Annotated in this window: 14 protein-coding genes; 9 read left to right on the forward strand and 5 right to left on the reverse strand. The window is 56.2% G+C overall.

The window, feature by feature from the left end; all coding sequences use genetic code 11:
- Positions 1-60: 60 nt before the first annotated feature.
- Genes EUZ85_RS16360 through EUZ85_RS16370 form a run of 3 tightly spaced genes read right to left on the reverse strand, consistent with a single transcriptional unit; the run spans position 61 to position 4,096 of the window.
- Complete coding sequence (locus EUZ85_RS16360) at positions 61-1,182, reverse strand: response regulator (protein WP_127970292.1); 1,122 nt, start codon at positions 1,180-1,182, stop codon at positions 61-63.
- Positions 1,179-3,569, reverse strand: a complete 2,391-nt coding sequence (locus EUZ85_RS16365; protein ID WP_127970293.1) for an ATP-binding protein — start codon at positions 3,567-3,569, stop codon at positions 1,179-1,181. The genes EUZ85_RS16360 and EUZ85_RS16365 overlap by 4 nt, the downstream gene beginning before the upstream one ends.
- Positions 3,566-4,096, reverse strand: coding sequence for a heme NO-binding domain-containing protein (locus EUZ85_RS16370; protein WP_127970294.1), 531 nt, complete (start codon positions 4,094-4,096; stop codon positions 3,566-3,568). The genes EUZ85_RS16365 and EUZ85_RS16370 overlap by 4 nt, the downstream gene beginning before the upstream one ends.
- A 463-nt stretch (positions 4,097-4,559) precedes the next feature.
- Here EUZ85_RS16370 and EUZ85_RS16375 point away from each other — a divergent pair, with 463 nt between their 5' ends.
- On the forward strand, positions 4,560-5,537 hold the full coding sequence (locus EUZ85_RS16375) for a calcium/sodium antiporter (RefSeq protein WP_127970295.1): 978 nt from the start codon (positions 4,560-4,562) through the stop codon (positions 5,535-5,537).
- A gap of 169 nt (positions 5,538-5,706) precedes the next feature.
- A complete protein-coding gene (locus EUZ85_RS16380; RefSeq protein WP_127970296.1) occupies positions 5,707-6,948 on the forward strand; it encodes a hypothetical protein in 1,242 nt (413 codons plus the stop codon).
- A gap of 35 nt (positions 6,949-6,983) precedes the next feature.
- Here EUZ85_RS16380 and EUZ85_RS16385 read toward each other — a convergent pair whose 3' ends face one another.
- Positions 6,984-7,703, reverse strand: a complete 720-nt coding sequence (locus EUZ85_RS16385) for an SDR family NAD(P)-dependent oxidoreductase (RefSeq protein WP_127970297.1) — start codon at positions 7,701-7,703, stop codon at positions 6,984-6,986.
- 149 nt (positions 7,704-7,852) lie between these two features.
- Complete coding sequence (locus EUZ85_RS16390; RefSeq protein WP_127970298.1) at positions 7,853-8,770, reverse strand: LysR family transcriptional regulator; 918 nt, start codon at positions 8,768-8,770, stop codon at positions 7,853-7,855.
- 554 nt (positions 8,771-9,324) lie between these two features.
- Here EUZ85_RS16390 and EUZ85_RS16395 point away from each other — a divergent pair.
- From EUZ85_RS16395 to EUZ85_RS16425, 7 genes are all read left to right on the forward strand, one after another.
- The gene (locus EUZ85_RS16395; RefSeq protein WP_127970299.1) at positions 9,325-10,467 is read left to right on the forward strand and encodes an NAD/NADP octopine/nopaline dehydrogenase family protein; all 1,143 of its coding nucleotides are present in this window, start codon (positions 9,325-9,327) and stop codon (positions 10,465-10,467) included.
- 19 nt (positions 10,468-10,486) lie between these two features.
- On the forward strand, positions 10,487-11,872 hold the full coding sequence (locus tag EUZ85_RS16400) for a Y4yA family PLP-dependent enzyme (RefSeq protein ID WP_164887267.1): 1,386 nt from the start codon (positions 10,487-10,489) through the stop codon (positions 11,870-11,872).
- Between the two features lie 55 nt (positions 11,873-11,927).
- Complete coding sequence (locus EUZ85_RS16405) at positions 11,928-12,992, forward strand: PLP-dependent cysteine synthase family protein (protein ID WP_129498744.1); 1,065 nt, start codon at positions 11,928-11,930, stop codon at positions 12,990-12,992.
- Positions 12,993-13,077: 85 nt separating this feature from the next.
- Positions 13,078-13,986 (forward strand): DMT family transporter, encoded by a 909-nt coding sequence (locus tag EUZ85_RS16410; RefSeq protein WP_127970302.1) that lies wholly within the window; start codon positions 13,078-13,080, stop codon positions 13,984-13,986.
- A 222-nt stretch (positions 13,987-14,208) separates the two neighbouring features.
- The gene (locus EUZ85_RS16415; protein WP_127970303.1) at positions 14,209-15,396 is read left to right on the forward strand and encodes a thiamine pyrophosphate-dependent dehydrogenase E1 component subunit alpha; all 1,188 of its coding nucleotides are present in this window, start codon (positions 14,209-14,211) and stop codon (positions 15,394-15,396) included.
- Positions 15,389-16,366 carry an alpha-ketoacid dehydrogenase subunit beta gene (locus tag EUZ85_RS16420; protein WP_127970304.1) on the forward strand — a complete coding sequence of 326 codons (978 nt, stop codon included), beginning with the start codon at positions 15,389-15,391 and terminating at the stop codon, positions 16,364-16,366. Before EUZ85_RS16415 ends, EUZ85_RS16420 begins: the two co-directional genes overlap by 8 nt.
- A 10-nt stretch (positions 16,367-16,376) precedes the next feature.
- Complete coding sequence (locus EUZ85_RS16425) at positions 16,377-17,963, forward strand: dihydrolipoyllysine-residue acetyltransferase (protein ID WP_127970305.1); 1,587 nt, start codon at positions 16,377-16,379, stop codon at positions 17,961-17,963.
- Positions 17,964-17,968: the final 5 nt, after the last annotated feature.

Here is a 17,968-nt window from a genome sequence, read left to right on the forward strand (position 1 = left end):
TAGAATTGCCGCCGACGACGCCACAACGAAGTCGCGAATCCTCTCAGCTGCGGGGCGCAGTTACGCCCCGCGAACATCTTCCATGCGATGGATGATGGCTTGTAGCTGGTCATCCAGATCTGTTACTTCCTCGTAGGTCTTGAAGGTGCGCTCCAGCCCGCTGCGCACCACCTTGGTCAGGGTATCTTCCTGGCTTTCCAGCAACGCCAGACTGTCGTAGGCGATCACCAGTTCATCCAGTGTCTGCTCCAGAATCTGAAACGCAGTTTTGTGCTGCCGTTCGCGGATATCATTGATATCTTTCAAGGCTTTGCGGCTGTCCAGCAACACACCCTCCACCAAGGCGATCAAAGTCTGGTTCTCCAATCCCTGACGACGAAATTCGGCGCACTCCAATAACAGCAATAAGTTGTCGCGGGCGCGGCCTTTCTTTTCTTCGTCGTCCGGCATTTTGGGCGCGAGCAGGGAGAACGGAGGAATATTGACCAGGAGACGCTTATTGAACTCCAACAGTCGTTGTTCCTGGTCTTTGACTTTGAGCAGCAGCTCAGACTCCAGCGGGGAGACGAACCCTTTGCTGCTATGGCTGATTTTTTCGTTCTCCAGGTTGATCTGTACGGTGCCCTGCAGATCGAACTCTTCCAGCGTCTCGATGATCAGGGCGGCCAGATCAGGGAGGGAGTTAACTTTCATACTGCGGCGCAGGAATTCCAGAATCACCCCTTGCTCGCCCGCGACCGTGATGGCGGTCATGGCGGTGGACATGGCCGCCTGTTGCGCCTCCTGGCCCTCCTTGGCCTGCTTCATCTGCTGGATAGCCATGCGCACTTTCTTGCGCAGCACGTCCGGTTGCGCGGGTTTGATCAGATAATCCCGGCCGCCGGCGTCGTAACCCGCCAGCTTTTCCTCTACTGTGTCGTGGGCGGAGACGAAGATGACCTCAATATGTTGCGTGGCGGGATTCGCCTTCAATCGCCGGCAGCATTCGTAACCGTCCATTTCCGGCATGGTCACGTCCAGCAGCACTACATCCAGCTCTGGATCTTTTTCCGCCAACTGCAATGCTTTGGCGGCGCTGGTGGCGGCTTGCACCGCATACTCGTCTTTCAGGTTCTCCAGCAGGAAATGCAGATCATTCGGCGAATCGTCGACGATCATCACATGGGGCTTTTCGTCGCTCATTGTGGTTCACCCTGGGTTTGAATAAGTTGGGATAAGTGGGTTTGAGCCAGCTCGATATCGAATTGGAACAGCGCCTCCTCCAATTCCGACAACATACGGATCTGAGGCGGATCACTGATGGAGGCGCGCAGTTGGGCGAGAGACTTCTGCGCCTGTCCCAGATCGCTTTCCAGATAATCTCTTAGCTGTATCAACTGGGGCAGCAATGGGCGTTGCTCTTTGCTGAGCATGGAAGGTTCAGGAGGGGATTCGTTCTGTTCCAGACGGGATAATCCGGTCAATACTTCTTCCAGCGCTTCCAATAGCGGCGCCATCAGATCGCGGGCTCGACTTTGATCGCCTGCACGGGCGGCGCTTTCCACCGCTCCGGCGGCTTTGCCAAGAGCTTCGGCGCCAATGGTCGCGCCGCTGCCTTTGAGGCCATGAGTGATAATGGCGATTTCTCCCAGCGCGTTCTGTTCCGCCAGGGTTTGCAGTTCATCGGGGCTGTCCGACCATTTTTCGTAGAAGCCGCTCAGAATACGTTGTAACAGGGGCCAGCGTCCTCCCAGACGCTGTAAGGCTTCTGTAATATTGAGGCCAGGCAGGGAGGGAATATCATGACATCCTGCGGGTGCGGCGGCAGGGGGCGCTTGCATCAGCGGAGCGGCGGTTTTGCTGCGCAGCCAGTGGCCTAGCGTTTCGAACAGCTCCTCGGCGGCGAAAGGTTTGACGATGTGCCCATTCATGCCGGCGTCCCGACTCAGGTCGCGATCACTTTGTTGCGCGTGAGCGGTCATCGCCAGAATGGGAATGTCCGCATAGCGCCCTCCCAGAGCGCGGATTGCGCGGGCGGCGTCGAGCCCGTTAAGCTCCGGCATTTGCACATCCATCAGAATGAGGTCGTAGTCTTTACCCTGGACGGCGTGAACCGCGGACAAGCCATTGTCCACCACGTCGGGTTTGACGCCGACGGAGCCGAGAAGGTCTATGGCAACTTCCTGGTTAATCACATTATCCTCCGCCAGCAATACCATGGAGCCGCCAAACCACCAGCTTTGCTCGTTGTGATCGTCGGCGTCGTCATCCAGGCAACAAGGTCGGCGGATTTCGCCCACATAATGGTTTTGTAGCAGCACGAACAGGTCATGGGGGCGAATGGGGCAGCGTAATTCGGAGTACTGGATGTCCGCGTTCTTCAGTTCTACCTGGGAGCCGAAGACATGCACGGCGGTGAGGTTCTGATCGCCATGTCCGTCGCGTAGCCAATCCAGTATCGCCAGCGGAGGCGTCTGCTGGTGAATCAGGATCAGATCGAAGGGACGGTAGGCGTTGTCCAGGGCTTTCAGGGCTTCCTCCGTGGAGCTGGCCGGCGTCAGGTTGTCCACCCCGAGCTCACGCAGGCTGCGCTTTAAAAATGGCGCAATGGATTCCTCCGCCAGCAATAGAATCGGTTTGTCCGCCCAGGGCGCAGGCGGCGGCTCACGGGTCGATCTATCCATGGAGAGAGAGTGGTAGGGCAAGGAGAAATAGAAGTCCGCGCCAGCGCCGGGTTCGCTGCGCACTTGCAAACGACCGCCCATGGCGTCCACCAGACGGGAGCTGATGGACAAGCCCAGTCCGGTGCCGCCGTAGCGCCGGGTATGAGAGTCGTCCGCCTGGCTGAAAGGCTCGAAAATCTGTTGTTGCCGATCCGTGGGAATGCCGACGCCAGTGTCCGCCACGCCCAATACAAGACGGTCTTCCACTGGGTAGCAGTACAACGACACTTCTCCCCGCTTGGTGAACTTCACCGCATTGGAGAGCAGATTGCAGATGATCTGCTTGAGTCGGGTTGGATCGCCCATGATCTGATCGGGCAGATGGGCGGCCAGGGTCAGCGTCAGGGTCAGGCCTTTATCGGACGCCTGGCTGCATACGACGGGCAAACAGCTGTCCAACAGGCGGCCGAGTGAAAAAGGAATGTGCTCCAGATTGACTTTGTCGGCCTCCAGCTTGGAGAAGTCCAGCAAGTCATTGATCACCGTCAGCAAGAGCTTGCCGGAGGTGAGGGCGGTTTTGGCGCGCGCTTTCTGTTCGCGGGACAGATCGCCCTGCATCATGGCCTGCAACATGCCGATCACCCCGTTCAGGGGCGTACGGATTTCATGGCTCATATTGGCGATAAACAGGCTTTTGGCTTTGTTGGCGGCCATGGCCTCGTCCCGCGCTTCCTCCAGCTTTTTGGTGCGGTCTTTGACCATATCGCCGAGAGAATGCACCATGGCGGCGGTTTTCTGCAGCGCATCCTCCAGCAACAGGTGACTTTCATACAGTTCGCTGGCTTTCAGCTCCAACAGTTGTTCCGCCTGATGTCGGGCGGCGCGCTCACGGGTGAGCGCGCGTTCAAGTACGGCGATCGTGGTCATTGGATTTTATTCAGCTCAAAGGTGATATGGTCCTTTTCCTCGGTTCGCTGACTTAATACGACTCCGTCATTGAAATGGGCTAGCGCGCCCTTTATCAAACCTTCCGCCAGATCTTCCAGGTGTCGGGTGGAGTAGTAATACAGCAGCAGTCGGTTGGGCTGCGGCTGAGCACAGTCAAAACGCGGCAGTTCCGCGTCTGGATAGAGCTTCTGCACTTCCTGGTGGATATAAACGTCGATTTTGCTGAGGAAGTCGAACGAGCCGTGGATGTCCTTGAAAAACTGCGGATACAGGACATAGAAGCGGCCGAAGAGATGTTCGCCGAAGGTTTTCAACAAGTCAGGAATTGGAGCGCTGTGACGGGCGCTAAGCGTTTGCAGCAGTTCGACCATTTCGCTGTGGTCGTAGGTGCCTACGGAGGTGTATATCCCTGACACGCCGGATTCTTCAATAATAGCGTCGACTTCCTCAAGCCCGAATTTATCTTCCACCAGTTGCAGAAATTCGGTGAAAACGATGCCTTTCATCTTGCTTCTCTTCCTGAGCTGGTCCGTTACCAGAATTGTAGCAGTGCAGGAAGGCAATGCAATGAAACCTGTGCGATTGTTAATGGCGCCGAAGCCGCGGGGCGCAAGGCGTTTAGCGGCGCGAGCGGCTCTGTGGCAAGCTTTAGGTTGTTCCCTTGAGCGGAGTTTGTTAGGATTCGCCCACTCTTAGGGGAGTAGTCTCCCGGCGCTGGCCGGGACGGTCGTCAACAGTCTCCGGACGCAAAGTCCGTGGCGGTCGTGTCCCTCCCAGGATTGATGAGACCTAAGACGCAGGAAAAGCACCCAGGGGTGGATGCTTTTCCTGCGTCTTGGCGTTTATCTCTCCACCCCAGAGGCTGCATAAAATGAAATTACTTACTCTTCATATCGCTGATTCCGTTCCATGGAATCCCTTGATTCTCAAGGCGCATGCGCCGAATTCCGTTAATTGCGAGGTGATCGCATGATGCTTGCATTGCTTGCTATTGTCGCTGGCCTGGCGCTGCTGGTCTGGAGCGCAGATCGTTTTGTGGATGGCGCCGCCGCGACGGCGAAGCATGGAGGCATGCCGCCCCTGTTGATAGGGATGGTGATCGTGGGGTTCGGCACATCCGCCCCGGAAATGGTGGTGTCGGCGCTGGCGGCGTCGGAGGGCAACCCCGGTCTGGCGCTGGGTAACGGCTACGGTTCCAACATCACCAACATTGCTTTGATTCTCGGTCTGGTGGCGATAATCAGTCCCATCGCCGTGCATTCGCAGGTGCTGCGTAAAGAACTGCCGATTCTGGCTGCTATCACACTGCTGTCAGCAGGTTTGTTATGGGATGGCGATCTGACCCGCGTGGATGCGGCGATTCTGCTGGTGGTGTTCGCCGGCCTGATGGGCTGGACCATCCGCGAAGGTATGCAGCAGCGCTCGGACGTGCTGGCGTCTGAAGTGGACGACGAAATGATCGCGCACCCGATGCCCATTAAAAACGCAATATTCTGGCTGGTCGCCGGTTTGATTCTGCTGATCGTCAGCTCGCGTATTCTGGTGTGGGGCGCGGTCACTGTAGCGCACAGTCTGGGCGTCAGCGATCTGATCATCGGGCTGACGGTCGTGGCCATCGGCACCTCGCTGCCGGAGCTGGCGTCTTCGCTGGCGGCGATCCGTAAAGGCGAGCATGACCTCGCTATCGGCAACGTCATCGGCTCCAACCTGTTCAACACCCTCACCGTTGTCGGCATCGCTGCGGCGATTCATCCTCTGGAAGTACAACCGGAAGTTCTGTACCGCGACTGGTCGCTGATGGCCGGCCTCACCCTGGCGCTGTTCGTCATGGGGTTTGGCTTCAAAGGCAAACAAGGCCGCATCAACCGCGTCGAAGGCGGCATTCTGCTGGCGGTGTACATCGCTTACACCAGCTATCTCGGCTACACCGTAGTGGCCGCTGCTTAAACAGGTCGAAGCGGGCGTTGGGATGTGATCCTGACGCCCGCAGGTGATTTATTTCCTCGTTTTTATCCCGCATTCTATAAGCTGATTAATGCGCCCGGGTTTCATTGCATATCCTCGCCGCGTCTTTAATCGCGCACTGACTGAATAAACACTTTAGAGATGTGATCCCGTGACTATTCCTTACGATGCTATACATGCCCTCAAAGCTGAAATCGAAAACAATATCGAGGCGGCAGTCAATGCCTCCCAAGCGGATTTCGCGGCGACGCTGAATACGATCAGTCGTCAAACTTCTCCGATCTATGACTTTCTCAATAACGAAGAGTTATGGAGTGACGAGATTGATTGGGATATTCGCGAGGCGCTGTGCAAAGAGTGCTTTGTCGCTGTTGAAAATGGTCTGCACGTCTTCTGCGATGCGCTTATCGCCAAGGCGAACGCCTCCGATGCGTTTATGCAGTTGTTGCATGAACATATGGCGCATACGGAACAGGACTATCGCTATTACCTGTTTGCGAATATGAGCGACGAGAACACATTCTCCATGCTTTTAGACTCGTTGACGCAACAGCTTGAAGTGGAAGATCACGACTACAGATCCGCATGGCTGCCGACTTTGCGCAGTTGGACGCAAAAAGCGGAGTATGCCGAACGGGCGACGGAGTTTCTGACGTCCAGTTTTCAGCGGCATTTTGAATACGCCAAGAAGGCGCGTAGCGAGAAATTGAAATCCTATGGATTCACGCCGTCCCTATACCACGAAACCAACAATGGGCTGGTGGGCGCGCTCGCTATGGAGTTTACGCGCTACAGCATCCCCAACGCTAACGACATCTTGCTGGATGTGCTGAAGATAGTCAGTGACGATGATGCTTCCTATGGACTGAACTGCAAGACCGGCCCTGTGGCGATTGCGCTATCGCTGTGCGGGTATGCGGGAGACGTGAGCGTATTAGAGTCTTTTCTGGAAAGCTTTGAGTGGCGTTATGAAGGCGCTCAATTCGTCATGGAAACCCGCTACGCGTTGTGGATGATTAACCGTGACGCGGACGGCGCTGCGGCCTTTCTCGCGAATCCCGAAAATACGAAGAATCTGTCCTACGCCGCATGCGCCATCGCCGACTTGGACGCCAAACAGTATTTACCGCTAGTGGAGCAGCGTTGCGCGGACATCGACAAGCCAGTCGCCAAAGAAGCCTTTAAAGAAACCATTACGCGACTGCGTGACCAAACCTCTGCGCCGGCGCCTTCAGAGCGAATGATTTATCTGTTTGGCGAGACTGACAGAACAGTAGTCCTGCTGGGCGGCGACTATTCAGGAGAGTTCTACAGCCGAGCCAAGGCTGCCTCCCTGGGGGAGGCGATCATAGATTTCACGGAAGAGGATGATGACTCGGCGGATATTTTCTAGGGAGCGCTATCCTGTTGTCAGTGGTCTGCGGGGCGTCAAAACGGAATCTCGCTGCCGTCCCAGGCGAATAGTTTGCCGGTGTCTTCCGGGCGCAATCGTTCGATAACCTTCATGAGATGGCCAGCGGCCTGATCTGGCGTAAAAAGCCGTTGTGGTGGGACGCGTTCCAGAAAGGGGGCGGAGAGGGCGCTGGCGACGGTACCGGGATGCAGGCCGACGACAATCGCCTGTTTATTACGGCGCGCCACTTCAATGCTGGCGGTCTTGAGCGTCATATTAAGAGCGGCTTTAGAGCTGCGGTAAGCATACCAGCCGCCTAATCGGTTATCGGAAATGCTGCCGACTCTGGCGGATAAGGCGGCGAAAACCGCAGGACGGCTTGGATGTAAGAGGCCGAGGAAGTGCTTGGCAACCAGCATCGGGCCAATCACGTTGGCGAGGAAGCAGGCTTCAAAGTTCGTTCTTTCCAACTCTTTCAGCGCCTTCTCAGGTCGCATAGTCGCCGTGTGCAGAAGACCCGCCGCAACGATCACTCTATCAATGGGACCCGAAGCGGCGGCGATCTCCACAGCCTGTTGAATGGATTCCTCATCGCTATAATCCAGGCGGCCTGACTGAATATTGCTTTTCCCCCAGGTGCGAGGTGAACGGGAGAATGCAAATACCTGGGCGTCGGGTTCACTTGCGAACCGATGAGTGAGGGCGGCGCCAATAGCGCCGGAAGCGCCTACGATAACGATGCGGTGTTGAGTCATGTCGGGCGTATCTGTTTGAGGCTATTGCAATGTCATTGACGAGTACTGGGAAAGATACGCAGAAGATGGCGGAAAGGTTCAGCGAAGGCGGCGGAGGCGGTAACGTAGCGCGGCGGAAAGAGGGCGAGGAAGAAAGACCGTGGTCACAGCTATTCTGCTGTCACGGCCTCTTTGTTCAAGATGCGCGCTGGCTGACTATTGGCCTCGCGGGTGATCCATTGCAGCAGCGTTTCGTACTCCCTGCTGTCTCGTAGCGAGGGGACGCAGGTCAGTTTGTAGCCCAGGCCGGTTTTCACGGTGCGGGAAAATACGTTGATCAATTGCCCGTTGGCCAGTTCACTCTGCACGTACAGCACATCGGTGATGGCGACGCCGCTGAATTTCACCGCGGCGGTGATGGCGGACTCCATGGAATCCATGATCAGCATGCGGTCTGCGCTGATTTGCGCGCCGGGCAGACCGGTGTGGGAGAAATATAACTCCCAGTCGGACAGGGAAGGGTTGGGGCTGATGAAGTTTGCCTGATTCAGTATTTCCTGATCGGACAGTCCCTGTAACTGCTCGTAGTAGTCCTTGGAGCACACCGCGACCAGATTTTCCTCATAAAAGAACTCATCGGACGGCTCATCGCAAAAGACGATGCCCATATCGTAGTGTTCTTTCAAAAAGTCGACGGAATGACGCCAGGCGGTAGTCACCTTCAGGTTAAGCTCGGTTTCCTCGCGAATGCGACTGAGACGCGGCAGCACCCAACGGATAGCGAAGGTGACCGGCACTTTGATCTCGATAAAATTCTTTTCGTGGGGAATGCCGCAGGCGCCGCGAATGATTTCAAAGGCCTGGGTGAGTTGTTCCCACAGACGCTGACCGCTGTCGGTCAGTTGCACCTGCTTGTTGTTTCTCACCAGCAGCCGCTTTTCGAAATGCAGCTCCAAGGCTTTGATATGCTTGCTGACCCCGCTGTGGTTGATGCACAGTTCTTCTGAGGCTTTAGAAAAACTCTGGTGGCGGGCGACTGCTTCAAAAACTTCCAAGGCTTTTAATGAAGGCCGTGAGTTACTCCTCATACATCCCTCCTGGAAAAAATGTCACAGCGATGTGCAATATAATCAATTTACTTTTTTGAGTCGATTAAAATATCTTTTTCTAAATAAAAACAAATTGTAACGTTGCTTTTTGCATAGTACTGACAAGGTTGTCACTGTTCGCGGCGACAGGTTTTGTTCTCGGAATGCGCCGGTTTAATTAGCGCAGTGAGAGGCGGACCGTCGGCCGGATAGGTGTGTCGTCATGCCGTTTATGGAGGGGCTCCTCCTGATCGGCTTGGTATTTCAACTTTTCCGTCCACGCACCGCTCAATTCGTCGCTGGTTACGTGGATGGAGGTTTGGAGGCTTGTGATACAACGGGCGTCCAATCCCGAATTCATCCAACGATTTTCCAGCGTACGGCGCCCAGGCCAGGGGCGCACATGGAAAGCCCGCCGCAAACCCGGATGTTGCAGGCAATTGCAGGACCCGGCTCAGAGCGATATAACGCAGCAACGCCAAGCGTAAGGTAACGCGTTTGACCTGACAAACCAGTGTTCCAAGTCAAGAAGTAATGGAAAGGAAGTTCGCAATATGAATATCGTAATCATTGGCGGGGGCCAACAAGCCCACGCACTTCTGGGTATCTTCGCCTCACGAGGGCAGGAAGTTTCGATGCTGACCCGGAAAGCCCAGGAGATAAACGAAAGACTGGGCGCCAATGGCCAGATTGTCGTATCCACCCCCTATGGAGAGGATCTGCACGCCAAGCCGGTGCGGGTGACTGACAATCCTGCTGAAGTCATACCCCAGGCGGATATGATTTTTATCACCAATCCCGCTAACGATCGCCCCCGCGTTCTGGCGCAAATCGCCAACCTGATTTCAGAAGACAAGGTCGTGCAGCTGTGCGCGATACCCGGTTGGGGCGCTTTCGACTGGATGGTGGATTATCACATCGGCCGACGCTCCAATGTCTATGCCTGGGGCATCAAGGATACGCCGGTGATGGCGTCCCACCTTGTGCCCGGGCAGAGCGTGAGCATTCTCGGGTTCAAGAAGGAGCTGTTTTACGCTATTTCCAATCCGACCCATATCAAGGTGGAATTGGCCAGGAAGGCCCTGGAAAAGCTGTTCTACCAGCCGGCCAGTCGTGCGGAGCACTACATTGAACTGAGCGCCTGCGCGGGCAATCCGATCGAGCACTTGCCGATCCTGTATTCCCTGGTGGGTCCTTATTCACAGTGGGATGGCAGGCCCTTCGCGGAGCGACTGAGTTTTTATGAAGATCTCACCGAGTTAGCCGCTTATCTGATCAAGAAATGCGACGAAGAACAGCAGGCCATTCTGGCGGCGTTGAAAGAGGTCTATCGTTCCGATTTCCCGTTTGCGCTGCCGTTGCATGAAGACATTGTAAAAATATACGGCAGGCAGATCACCAATCCGCGCACGCTGTACTCCACCTTTCGCACCAACCCCGCGTACGCGGGCATCAAGATTCCCATGCTGACCTGTGAAGGCGGCTTTGAAGTCAATCGTCGTCACCGCATCTTCACCGAAGATGTGCCTTACGGCATGGACTTCTTCTTAGAGGCCGCCAGAAGGTTGAACGTCCATACCCCCATGCTCGCTGAAATTCGTGATTGGGCTTATGAATACTGCGGGGGCTTTGAAGACAATATCACGCGTTACTTCCCCTCGGGTTGGCCGCAACGTTCTATGGCGTTGGTGCGTTAACCAGGGGAGCCGGGAAGTAATGGTGACTATTAAATCATGCCGGCGGGACGGCGTGAGGGGAGAGGCTGCGCCATATCTGACGCCGTTGATTCATCCCCTGACGCAACATGTGCTGAACTCCGATCCTGTTCGTTTGAACGCGCTGATGGATGCGCACGGCTCGCCCGCGCATCTGATGTTTCCACAGATATTTGAAGAAAATCTCTACCGTTTTCGGCGGGTTTACGCCAACGCCGATATTCGCGGCGACGTGCTGTATGCGATGAAAGTCAATCGCTGCCACAGCTTTCTTAAGGCCGTCGCGATCAATGGCGCCGGAGCGGACGTCTCCAGCCTGTTTGAGCTGCAGGATGCGCTGGCGGCAGGCGTGGCGGGCGATAAGTGCTCGCTATCCGGAGCCTTCAAAAGCCCTGACTTTGTTGAACTGGGAATGAAGGCGGGGGCGATTGTCGCCATTGACTCCGCGGAAGAGTTCGAGGGGCTGCAGGAGTTACTGTTGGCGTCTCGCCAGGGCGATAAAACCCGTATCAAGCTGCGTTGGAACGGCGATGACGGCGCCAGTCGATTTGGTATGAACAGCGAGGCGCTCAGAACCCTGGCGCACACGCTGAAGCCGTTTCGGCATCGACTGGAGCTGGAAGGCGTCGCCTTTCACCTGGGTGGCTATTCCATCCGTCAACGGGCGGAGGCGCTGGCGGTGTCCATTGAAATGATCCGCTACTTCCGTGAGCTGGGCTTTAGCGCCCATGGCGTCAACATAGGCGGCGGCTTTCCGACCCGCTACATCTCCCGGGGCGCCTGGGAAGCGTTCCAGGGGTACAACGGGCCTCATTACTATATGGATGGCCGGTCCCCAGACAACTTTTATCCCTATTGGTCCCCTCGCGTCAAAGAGGAGGCGCTGGAGGATATTGTGATGGCCTGCGGTAATCGTGAGCGTCTGCGTCAAGAGAGCGTGGCGCTATATGTGGAACCGGGACGAGGCTTGGCGGATCAGGCCGGAGCGACCCTGTTTCGCGTTAAAGGCGTCAAGCGCCTGGAGGCGGGCAAGCATGTCATCGTTGTCGACGGTTTCAGCTTCAGCGCCTGTGAAACCTGGTTCCAATCAGAGTTTCTGGTAGACCCGATCGTGATTGGCGCAGGCCAGGGCGATGCTGGCGTCGCCTATATCGCAGGCGGTAGCTGCCTGGAGTCGGACGTGCTGACGAAGAGGTGGATTCCTTTCAAGAATTTGCCGCAACCGGGAGACTGTCTGGCCTTTGTAAACACCGCCGGTTATCAGATGGACCTCATGGAGACCCGTTTTCACCGTGCGCCGACACCGCAAAAACTTGCAGTAGTCGCAACCGACGCCCATGAAGGAGGGCATGGCGATTGGTCATGGCGATTGGATGAGTCGTTCTGAGCAGTTTCGCAATCAGGACTGGAAAGCACTGATATATAACGAATAAGGAATGAACATGATTAAAACAAAGGTGTCGGAATTAATCGGCGAAACCCCTCTACTGGAGCTGCCTTTACAGGATTGCTCCTGGAAACTGCTGCTGAAGCTGGAGAAGTTCAACCCCGGCATGAGCATGAAGGACCGCATGGCCCGCAGCATGATTGAAGCGGCGGTGCGTGAAGGCCGTTTGCAGCCGGGCGGCGTCATCGTGGAGTCGTCTTCCGGCAATACCGCGACGGGACTGGCCCTGCTGGCCGCGGAAATGGGCTTTCGCTTTATTGCTGTGATGGATCATCACGCCGCCGCTGAGAAAGTCATGGCGGTGAAGGCCTATGGAGGAGAAGTCCATATTGTCAAAGGCGATTACGCCGATGACGAAGTGGCGACGGTGGAAAGAGAGCTGACGGCGGCGCGTCTGGCCAGCGAAATCGAGGGCGCCTGTTTTATGGACCAATCCAATAATCAGGCCAATCCAGGCGGCTATTCCAGCACTCTGGCTCATGAACTGATTCGCGACACAGGCGGCGTCATCGATGCGCTTGTGGCTTGCGTCGGCACTGGCGGCTCCATTACCGGCGTGGCCTCAGCGTTGAAGACGTATCGTTCCGATATACGCATTTTCGGCGTGGAGCCGGTGGGGTCAGTCGTGTTTCGCAAGGAAGGCGGACCTTATTACCAATCCGGCACTGGCGTGCCGCCGGGGGATTCCATTGGCGCGGCGTTTCGCCGGGAACTGGTGGATTACGGCTATCAGGTGACGGACGCGGAGGCGTTTGAAACCTGTCGCTACCTGGCGCGTCAGCGCGGGTTATTGATTGGCGGTTCGGCGGGAGGCGCCGTGTATCAGAGCGTCAAAATCGCTCAAAACCTGAGCGGAAGCGGGACCATGGTCTGCATTGTCTGTGACGGAGGGGAAAAATATCTGCCGACAATTTTCAATGATGAGTGGATGAGCGAAAGGGGGCTGTTCGAGCCGCGCGTGCATCAGGAGTTAAACCGCTGGCTGAGGCCGGCCTTTTCCGGGCGGGTCAACAAGGCCCGGGCGGAGGCGGACGCCAGGGCGGCGAGCCTGTGTCTCTGACCCAGGCGTGACGCGATGCGGTTTCAGGCGTTTACAAGGGGGTGAACGCCGAGCGGTCAACCGTGAATAAAAAAGGGATACCAAAATGGAAAACACACAAAATAGCAAAGCCATGACGTTTGTTTTTATCGCTGTCGTCGCAGGCACAGGGATGGATGCGTTCGTTAAACAGGTGGGGGAAGAAGTCGATACATGGCAGCTGCTGTTTCTAAGGTGGTGCTTCGCCGCGCTGCTTTTGATACCCATGGCGGTAAAAGAAGGCGCGGGCATCTTCGTCTGGAAGTCGCCAAAGGCGCATTTGATGCGTGGCGTGCTCAACTGCGTCGCCTCCTTTCTGCTGTTTTACTCTCTCGCTAACCTGCCGCTGGCGGTGGTGGTGACGATCTTCTTCGCTGAGCCTCTGTTTATCGTGCCGATTTCTGCGCTTTGGCTAAAAGAGAAAGTCGCGCCGGGGCATTGGCTGGCGACCCTCGTCGGCTTTATCGGCGTTTTGCTGATCGCCCGCCCCAGCGGCGACTTCACGCCTCTGGAAATCATTTATCCGTTCGCCGGCGCCCTGGGCTTCGCCCTGTTGCATATCGGCACGAAGAAATACGGCTCTGAGGAAAGCCCCATCAGCCTGATGTTCTGGCTGGCGATTCTGACGATTCTGATGTCGGGCCCCATGGCGGTGGCGGACTGGTCGCCGGTATCGCTGAAAGACTTTTCCTTTATCGGCCTGATCGCCGTGCTGGGCTCGGTGTACAGTTACTTCTGGATAGTCGGCCTGCGTATCGGCAGCGCCGCCATCGCCGCCCATATCAGTTATCTCTCTTTACCGTTGGCCTACCTGATCGGCTGGGCGTTCTTCGATGAAACGCCAGATATGTACACGATTCTGGGCAGCGGAGTGATCTTCCTGTCCGTGCTCATGGTGTCTGTAAAAAACGGCATGAAACTGCCAGTTCCACGGGCCCTGCGGCGGGGTAAAACCTACGACGCCAAAGCCTCCTGACCGCGTCCCGGGTCTTGGCGGCCCGGGAAAACCAATGATTTTACTGATTTTTTTGACGATGACTGAGGAATGCGTCGCGCATTTTTTTTCAATGCTGACGTTTACGTCAACGTCACTAAAGTCTATTATCCTCAGGGTGGATTACCGTCTACAGTAGAAAGTGGAGCGGAGCCTTCAAAAGGGGCCCGCCTTGCCTCCGAACGTATCCAGGAAGAGGACCCTATGAGTCAAACAACAAAAACAATAGAAGTTATTCATAAACCTGAATTCATTCAGGGAAATGAATTTAAGTTTCCCATCTTTCAGGTTCTGAAACAGGATGGCGCGACCTATAAAGGGGCTAAGCTGCCGGAGATGGATCAGGAAGAAGCCCTGAAGATCTACCGCACCATGGTGTTCACCCGCGTGCTGGATGAACGCATGCTGGCCGCCCAGCGTCAGGGGCGTCTCAGTTTTTACCTGCAGTCCACCGGTGAAGAAGGCACTGTTGTCGGCTTCGCTGCGGCGTTGGATGATCGGGACATGATCATGGCTCAATACCGGGAGCAGGGCGCTTTGGCCTATCGCGGATTCTCGGTGGATGAGTTCATGAACCAGCTGTTCGGCAACGAGCTGGATTATGGCAAGGGCCGGCAAATGCCGATTCACTACGGCTCCGCCAAACTCAATTACATGACGATTTCCTCGCCTCTGGCCACCCAGATTCCTCAGGCCGCCGGTTACGCCTACGGTCAGAAACTGGAAGGCAAGGGGCTTTGCACCGTAACCGTATTCGGCGAAGGCGCCGCCTCGGAAGGGGACTTTCACGCCGCGCTGAACATGGCCTCCGTGCATAAAGTGCCGGTTATTTTTCTATGCCGTAACAACGGCTACGCGATCTCCACTCCTTCCAGCGAACAGTTCGCCGCAGACGGCATTGCGCCGCGGGCGTTAGGTTACAGCATGCGCGCCATCCGCGTAGACGGCAACGATATCCTGGCGGTGTATCTGGCGACCCAGGCCGCGCGCAAAATTGCAGTGGAAGAAAACGAACCTGTTTTGATCGAAGCCATGACCTACCGTCTGGCCGCCCACTCCTCCTCCGACGACCCATCCGGCTACCGCAGCAAGAAAGAAGAAGACGTTTGGCGCGCCAAAGACCCCATTGCGCGCATGCGCAACTGGATGATCAAGAAAAAGTGGTGGTCCGAGGACGAAGAAAAGCAGCTTCAGGACAGCATGCGCCAGGAAGTGCTGGACGCAATGAAGAACGCTGAGAAACGGCCGCCGCCGCCGGTGGAGTCGCTGGTGACGGACGTGTACGACGAAGTGACCCCGCAACTGCATGAACAATTAGAAAAACTCAAGATGCATGTCCGCAAGTACCCGGATGCGTATCCCAAGAGCGCGGGGAGAATGACGCATGGCTAAGATGAACCTGTTACAGGCGATCAACAACGCCCTCGATATAGCGATGGCGGAAAATGAAAAAGTAATCTGTTTCGGCGAAGATGTTGGCGTTTTCGGCGGCGTTTTTCGCGCTACCAGCCATCTTCAAGAAAAGTACGGCCGCGCCCGCTGTTTTAATACGCCTTTGGTGGAGCAGGGCATTATTGGCTTCGCCAACGGATTAGCGGCTCAAGGCCATGTGGCGGTGGCGGAAATTCAGTTTGCGGATTACATCTTTCCCGCTTTCGACCAGATCGTGAATGAATCCGCCAAATACCGTTATCGCTCAGGGAACCTGTTCGATGTTGGCGGTCTGACCATCCGTACGCCCTACGGCGGCGGCATCTCAGGCGGACATTACCACTCGCAGTCGCCGGAAGCCTATTTCGCGCATACGCCGGGCCTGAAAATTGTGGTTCCGCGCAATCCCTATCAGGCGAAAGGGCTGCTGTTAAGCTCCATTCGCGACGCTAACCCAGTCGTGTTTTTTGAGCCCAAACGGATCTATCGCGCCTCTGTGGGTGAAGTGCCAGAGGAAGATTACGAATTGCCCCTTGGCAAGGCGGAAGTGCTGAAGGAAGGTACCGACATCACTCTGCTGGCCTGGGGCGCGCAGATGGAATACATCGAAAAAGCGGCGGAAATGGCGGAAAAAGACGGCATTTCCTGCGAAGTGATCGATTTAAGAACCATTCTGCCCTGGGACATGGACACCGTTGTCAACTCGGTGTTGAAAACCGGACGTCTGGTCATCTCACACGAAGCGCCTTTGACCGGCGGGTTCGCCGGCGAAATCGCCGCCACGATCCAGGAGCGCTGCTTTCTCTATCTGGAATCGCCCATCGCCAGGGTGACCGGTTTGGACACGCCTTTCCCGCTGGTGCTGGAGAAAGAGTATCTACCGGATCATCTGAAGATCTACGAAGCGATTAAACAGAGTGTGAACTTCTAGGAGGGCGAAGATGGTGACTGATTTTATTTTGCCCGACATTGGTGAGGGCATTGTTGAGTGTGAACTGGTCAAATGGCTGGTGCAGGAAGGGGACTTCGTACAGGAGGACCAGCCTGTGGCGGAAGTGATGACCGACAAGGCGTTGGTGGAAATTCCCGCGCCTAATAGCGGCCGCGTCGCCAAGCTGTATTATCGTGAGGGCGACACCGCCAAGGTGCATTCCCCTCTGTTTGCGGTGGACATGACGGGCGCTTCTAAAGCGGCTAACGAAGAATCCGTTACCGTGGTGGCGGACAAACAAGCGGACAGCAAGCCAGCCCCGGAGAGCAAACCCGCGCCGGCGCCTCAGCCTGCCGGAAAAAACGGGGATGATTTCATCCTGCCGGATATCGGCGAAGGCATTGTCGAGTGCGAGATCGTGGAATGGCGGGTGGCGGAAGGCGATCATGTGGAAGAAGACCAGCCTGTCGTCGATGTGATGACTGACAAGGCGGTGGTGGAGATTCCAGCGCCTCGCGCAGGTCGCATCGTAAAGCTGCACTACGGTAAGGGCGACATCGCGAAAGTGCATACGCCGCTTTTCTCTTTTGCAGCGGATGGCTCAGCTCCCGTTGCGACGCCGGCCAAAGTCAACGGCGACAACGCCCCCAAGGCAGCCTGTCTGGCGTCTTCTGCGCAGAAACCGGCGCAAGCTTCAGGTCGTGTCAAAGTTCCCGCCAGCCCGGCGGTGCGTCGCCTGGCCAGAGAGTTGTCTCTGGATCTGAATCGCGTGCCAGGCTCCGGCAAACATGGACGGGTGCTTAAAGAAGACATTCATAAGTATCAGAAATCCTTGCAGGCAGACGCCGCGCCAGCGCAAAGCAAAGCACCAGAAACGCCCGCCAGAGTCGGCGAAGTGCGCGTGGAGCCGATTCGCGGTGTGCGCGCGGTCATGGCCAAACGCATGGTGGAAGCCGCTACGACCATTCCTCAGTTCACTTTTGGCGATGAAGTCGACGTCACCGCATTGCTGGCCCTGCGTGAGCAGCTAAAGCCGGAAGCGGAGAAAGCCGGCGTACGCCTGACGCTGATGCCTTTCATTATGAAAGCCATGGCGATGGCGGTGATGCAGCATCCCATCATGAACAGCCGGGTCAATGACGATTGCACGGAGATTCACTATCTGCCCCATTGCAACATCGGCATGGCGGTGGACTCCAAAGTCGGTTTGCTGGTGCCCAACGTCAAGCATGTGGAAAGTCGCAGCATTCTCGACATCGCGCGGGAGGTGGAGCGGCTGACCAATGCGGCTCGTGACGGCTCGGTCCGTCAGGATGACCTCAAGGGCGGCACCATCAGTATTTCCAATATTGGGGCGTTGGGCGGCACGTATGCGTCGCCGATCATCAACATGCCGGAAGTGGCGATTGTGGCGCTGGGCAAAACTCAGACAGTGCCCAGGTTCGACAGCGAAGGCTCGGTGGTGGCGCGCTCGATCATGAATATCAGCTGGTCCGGCGATCATCGCATTATTGACGGCGGGACCATTGCCCGCTTCAGCAATATGTGGAAATCTTACCTGCAGGACCCGACCTCGATGTTGCTGCATCTGAGCTGATAACC

The sequence above is a fragment of the Hahella sp. KA22 genome (assembly GCF_004135205.1).
GTDB lineage: Bacteria > Pseudomonadota > Gammaproteobacteria > Pseudomonadales > Oleiphilaceae > Hahella.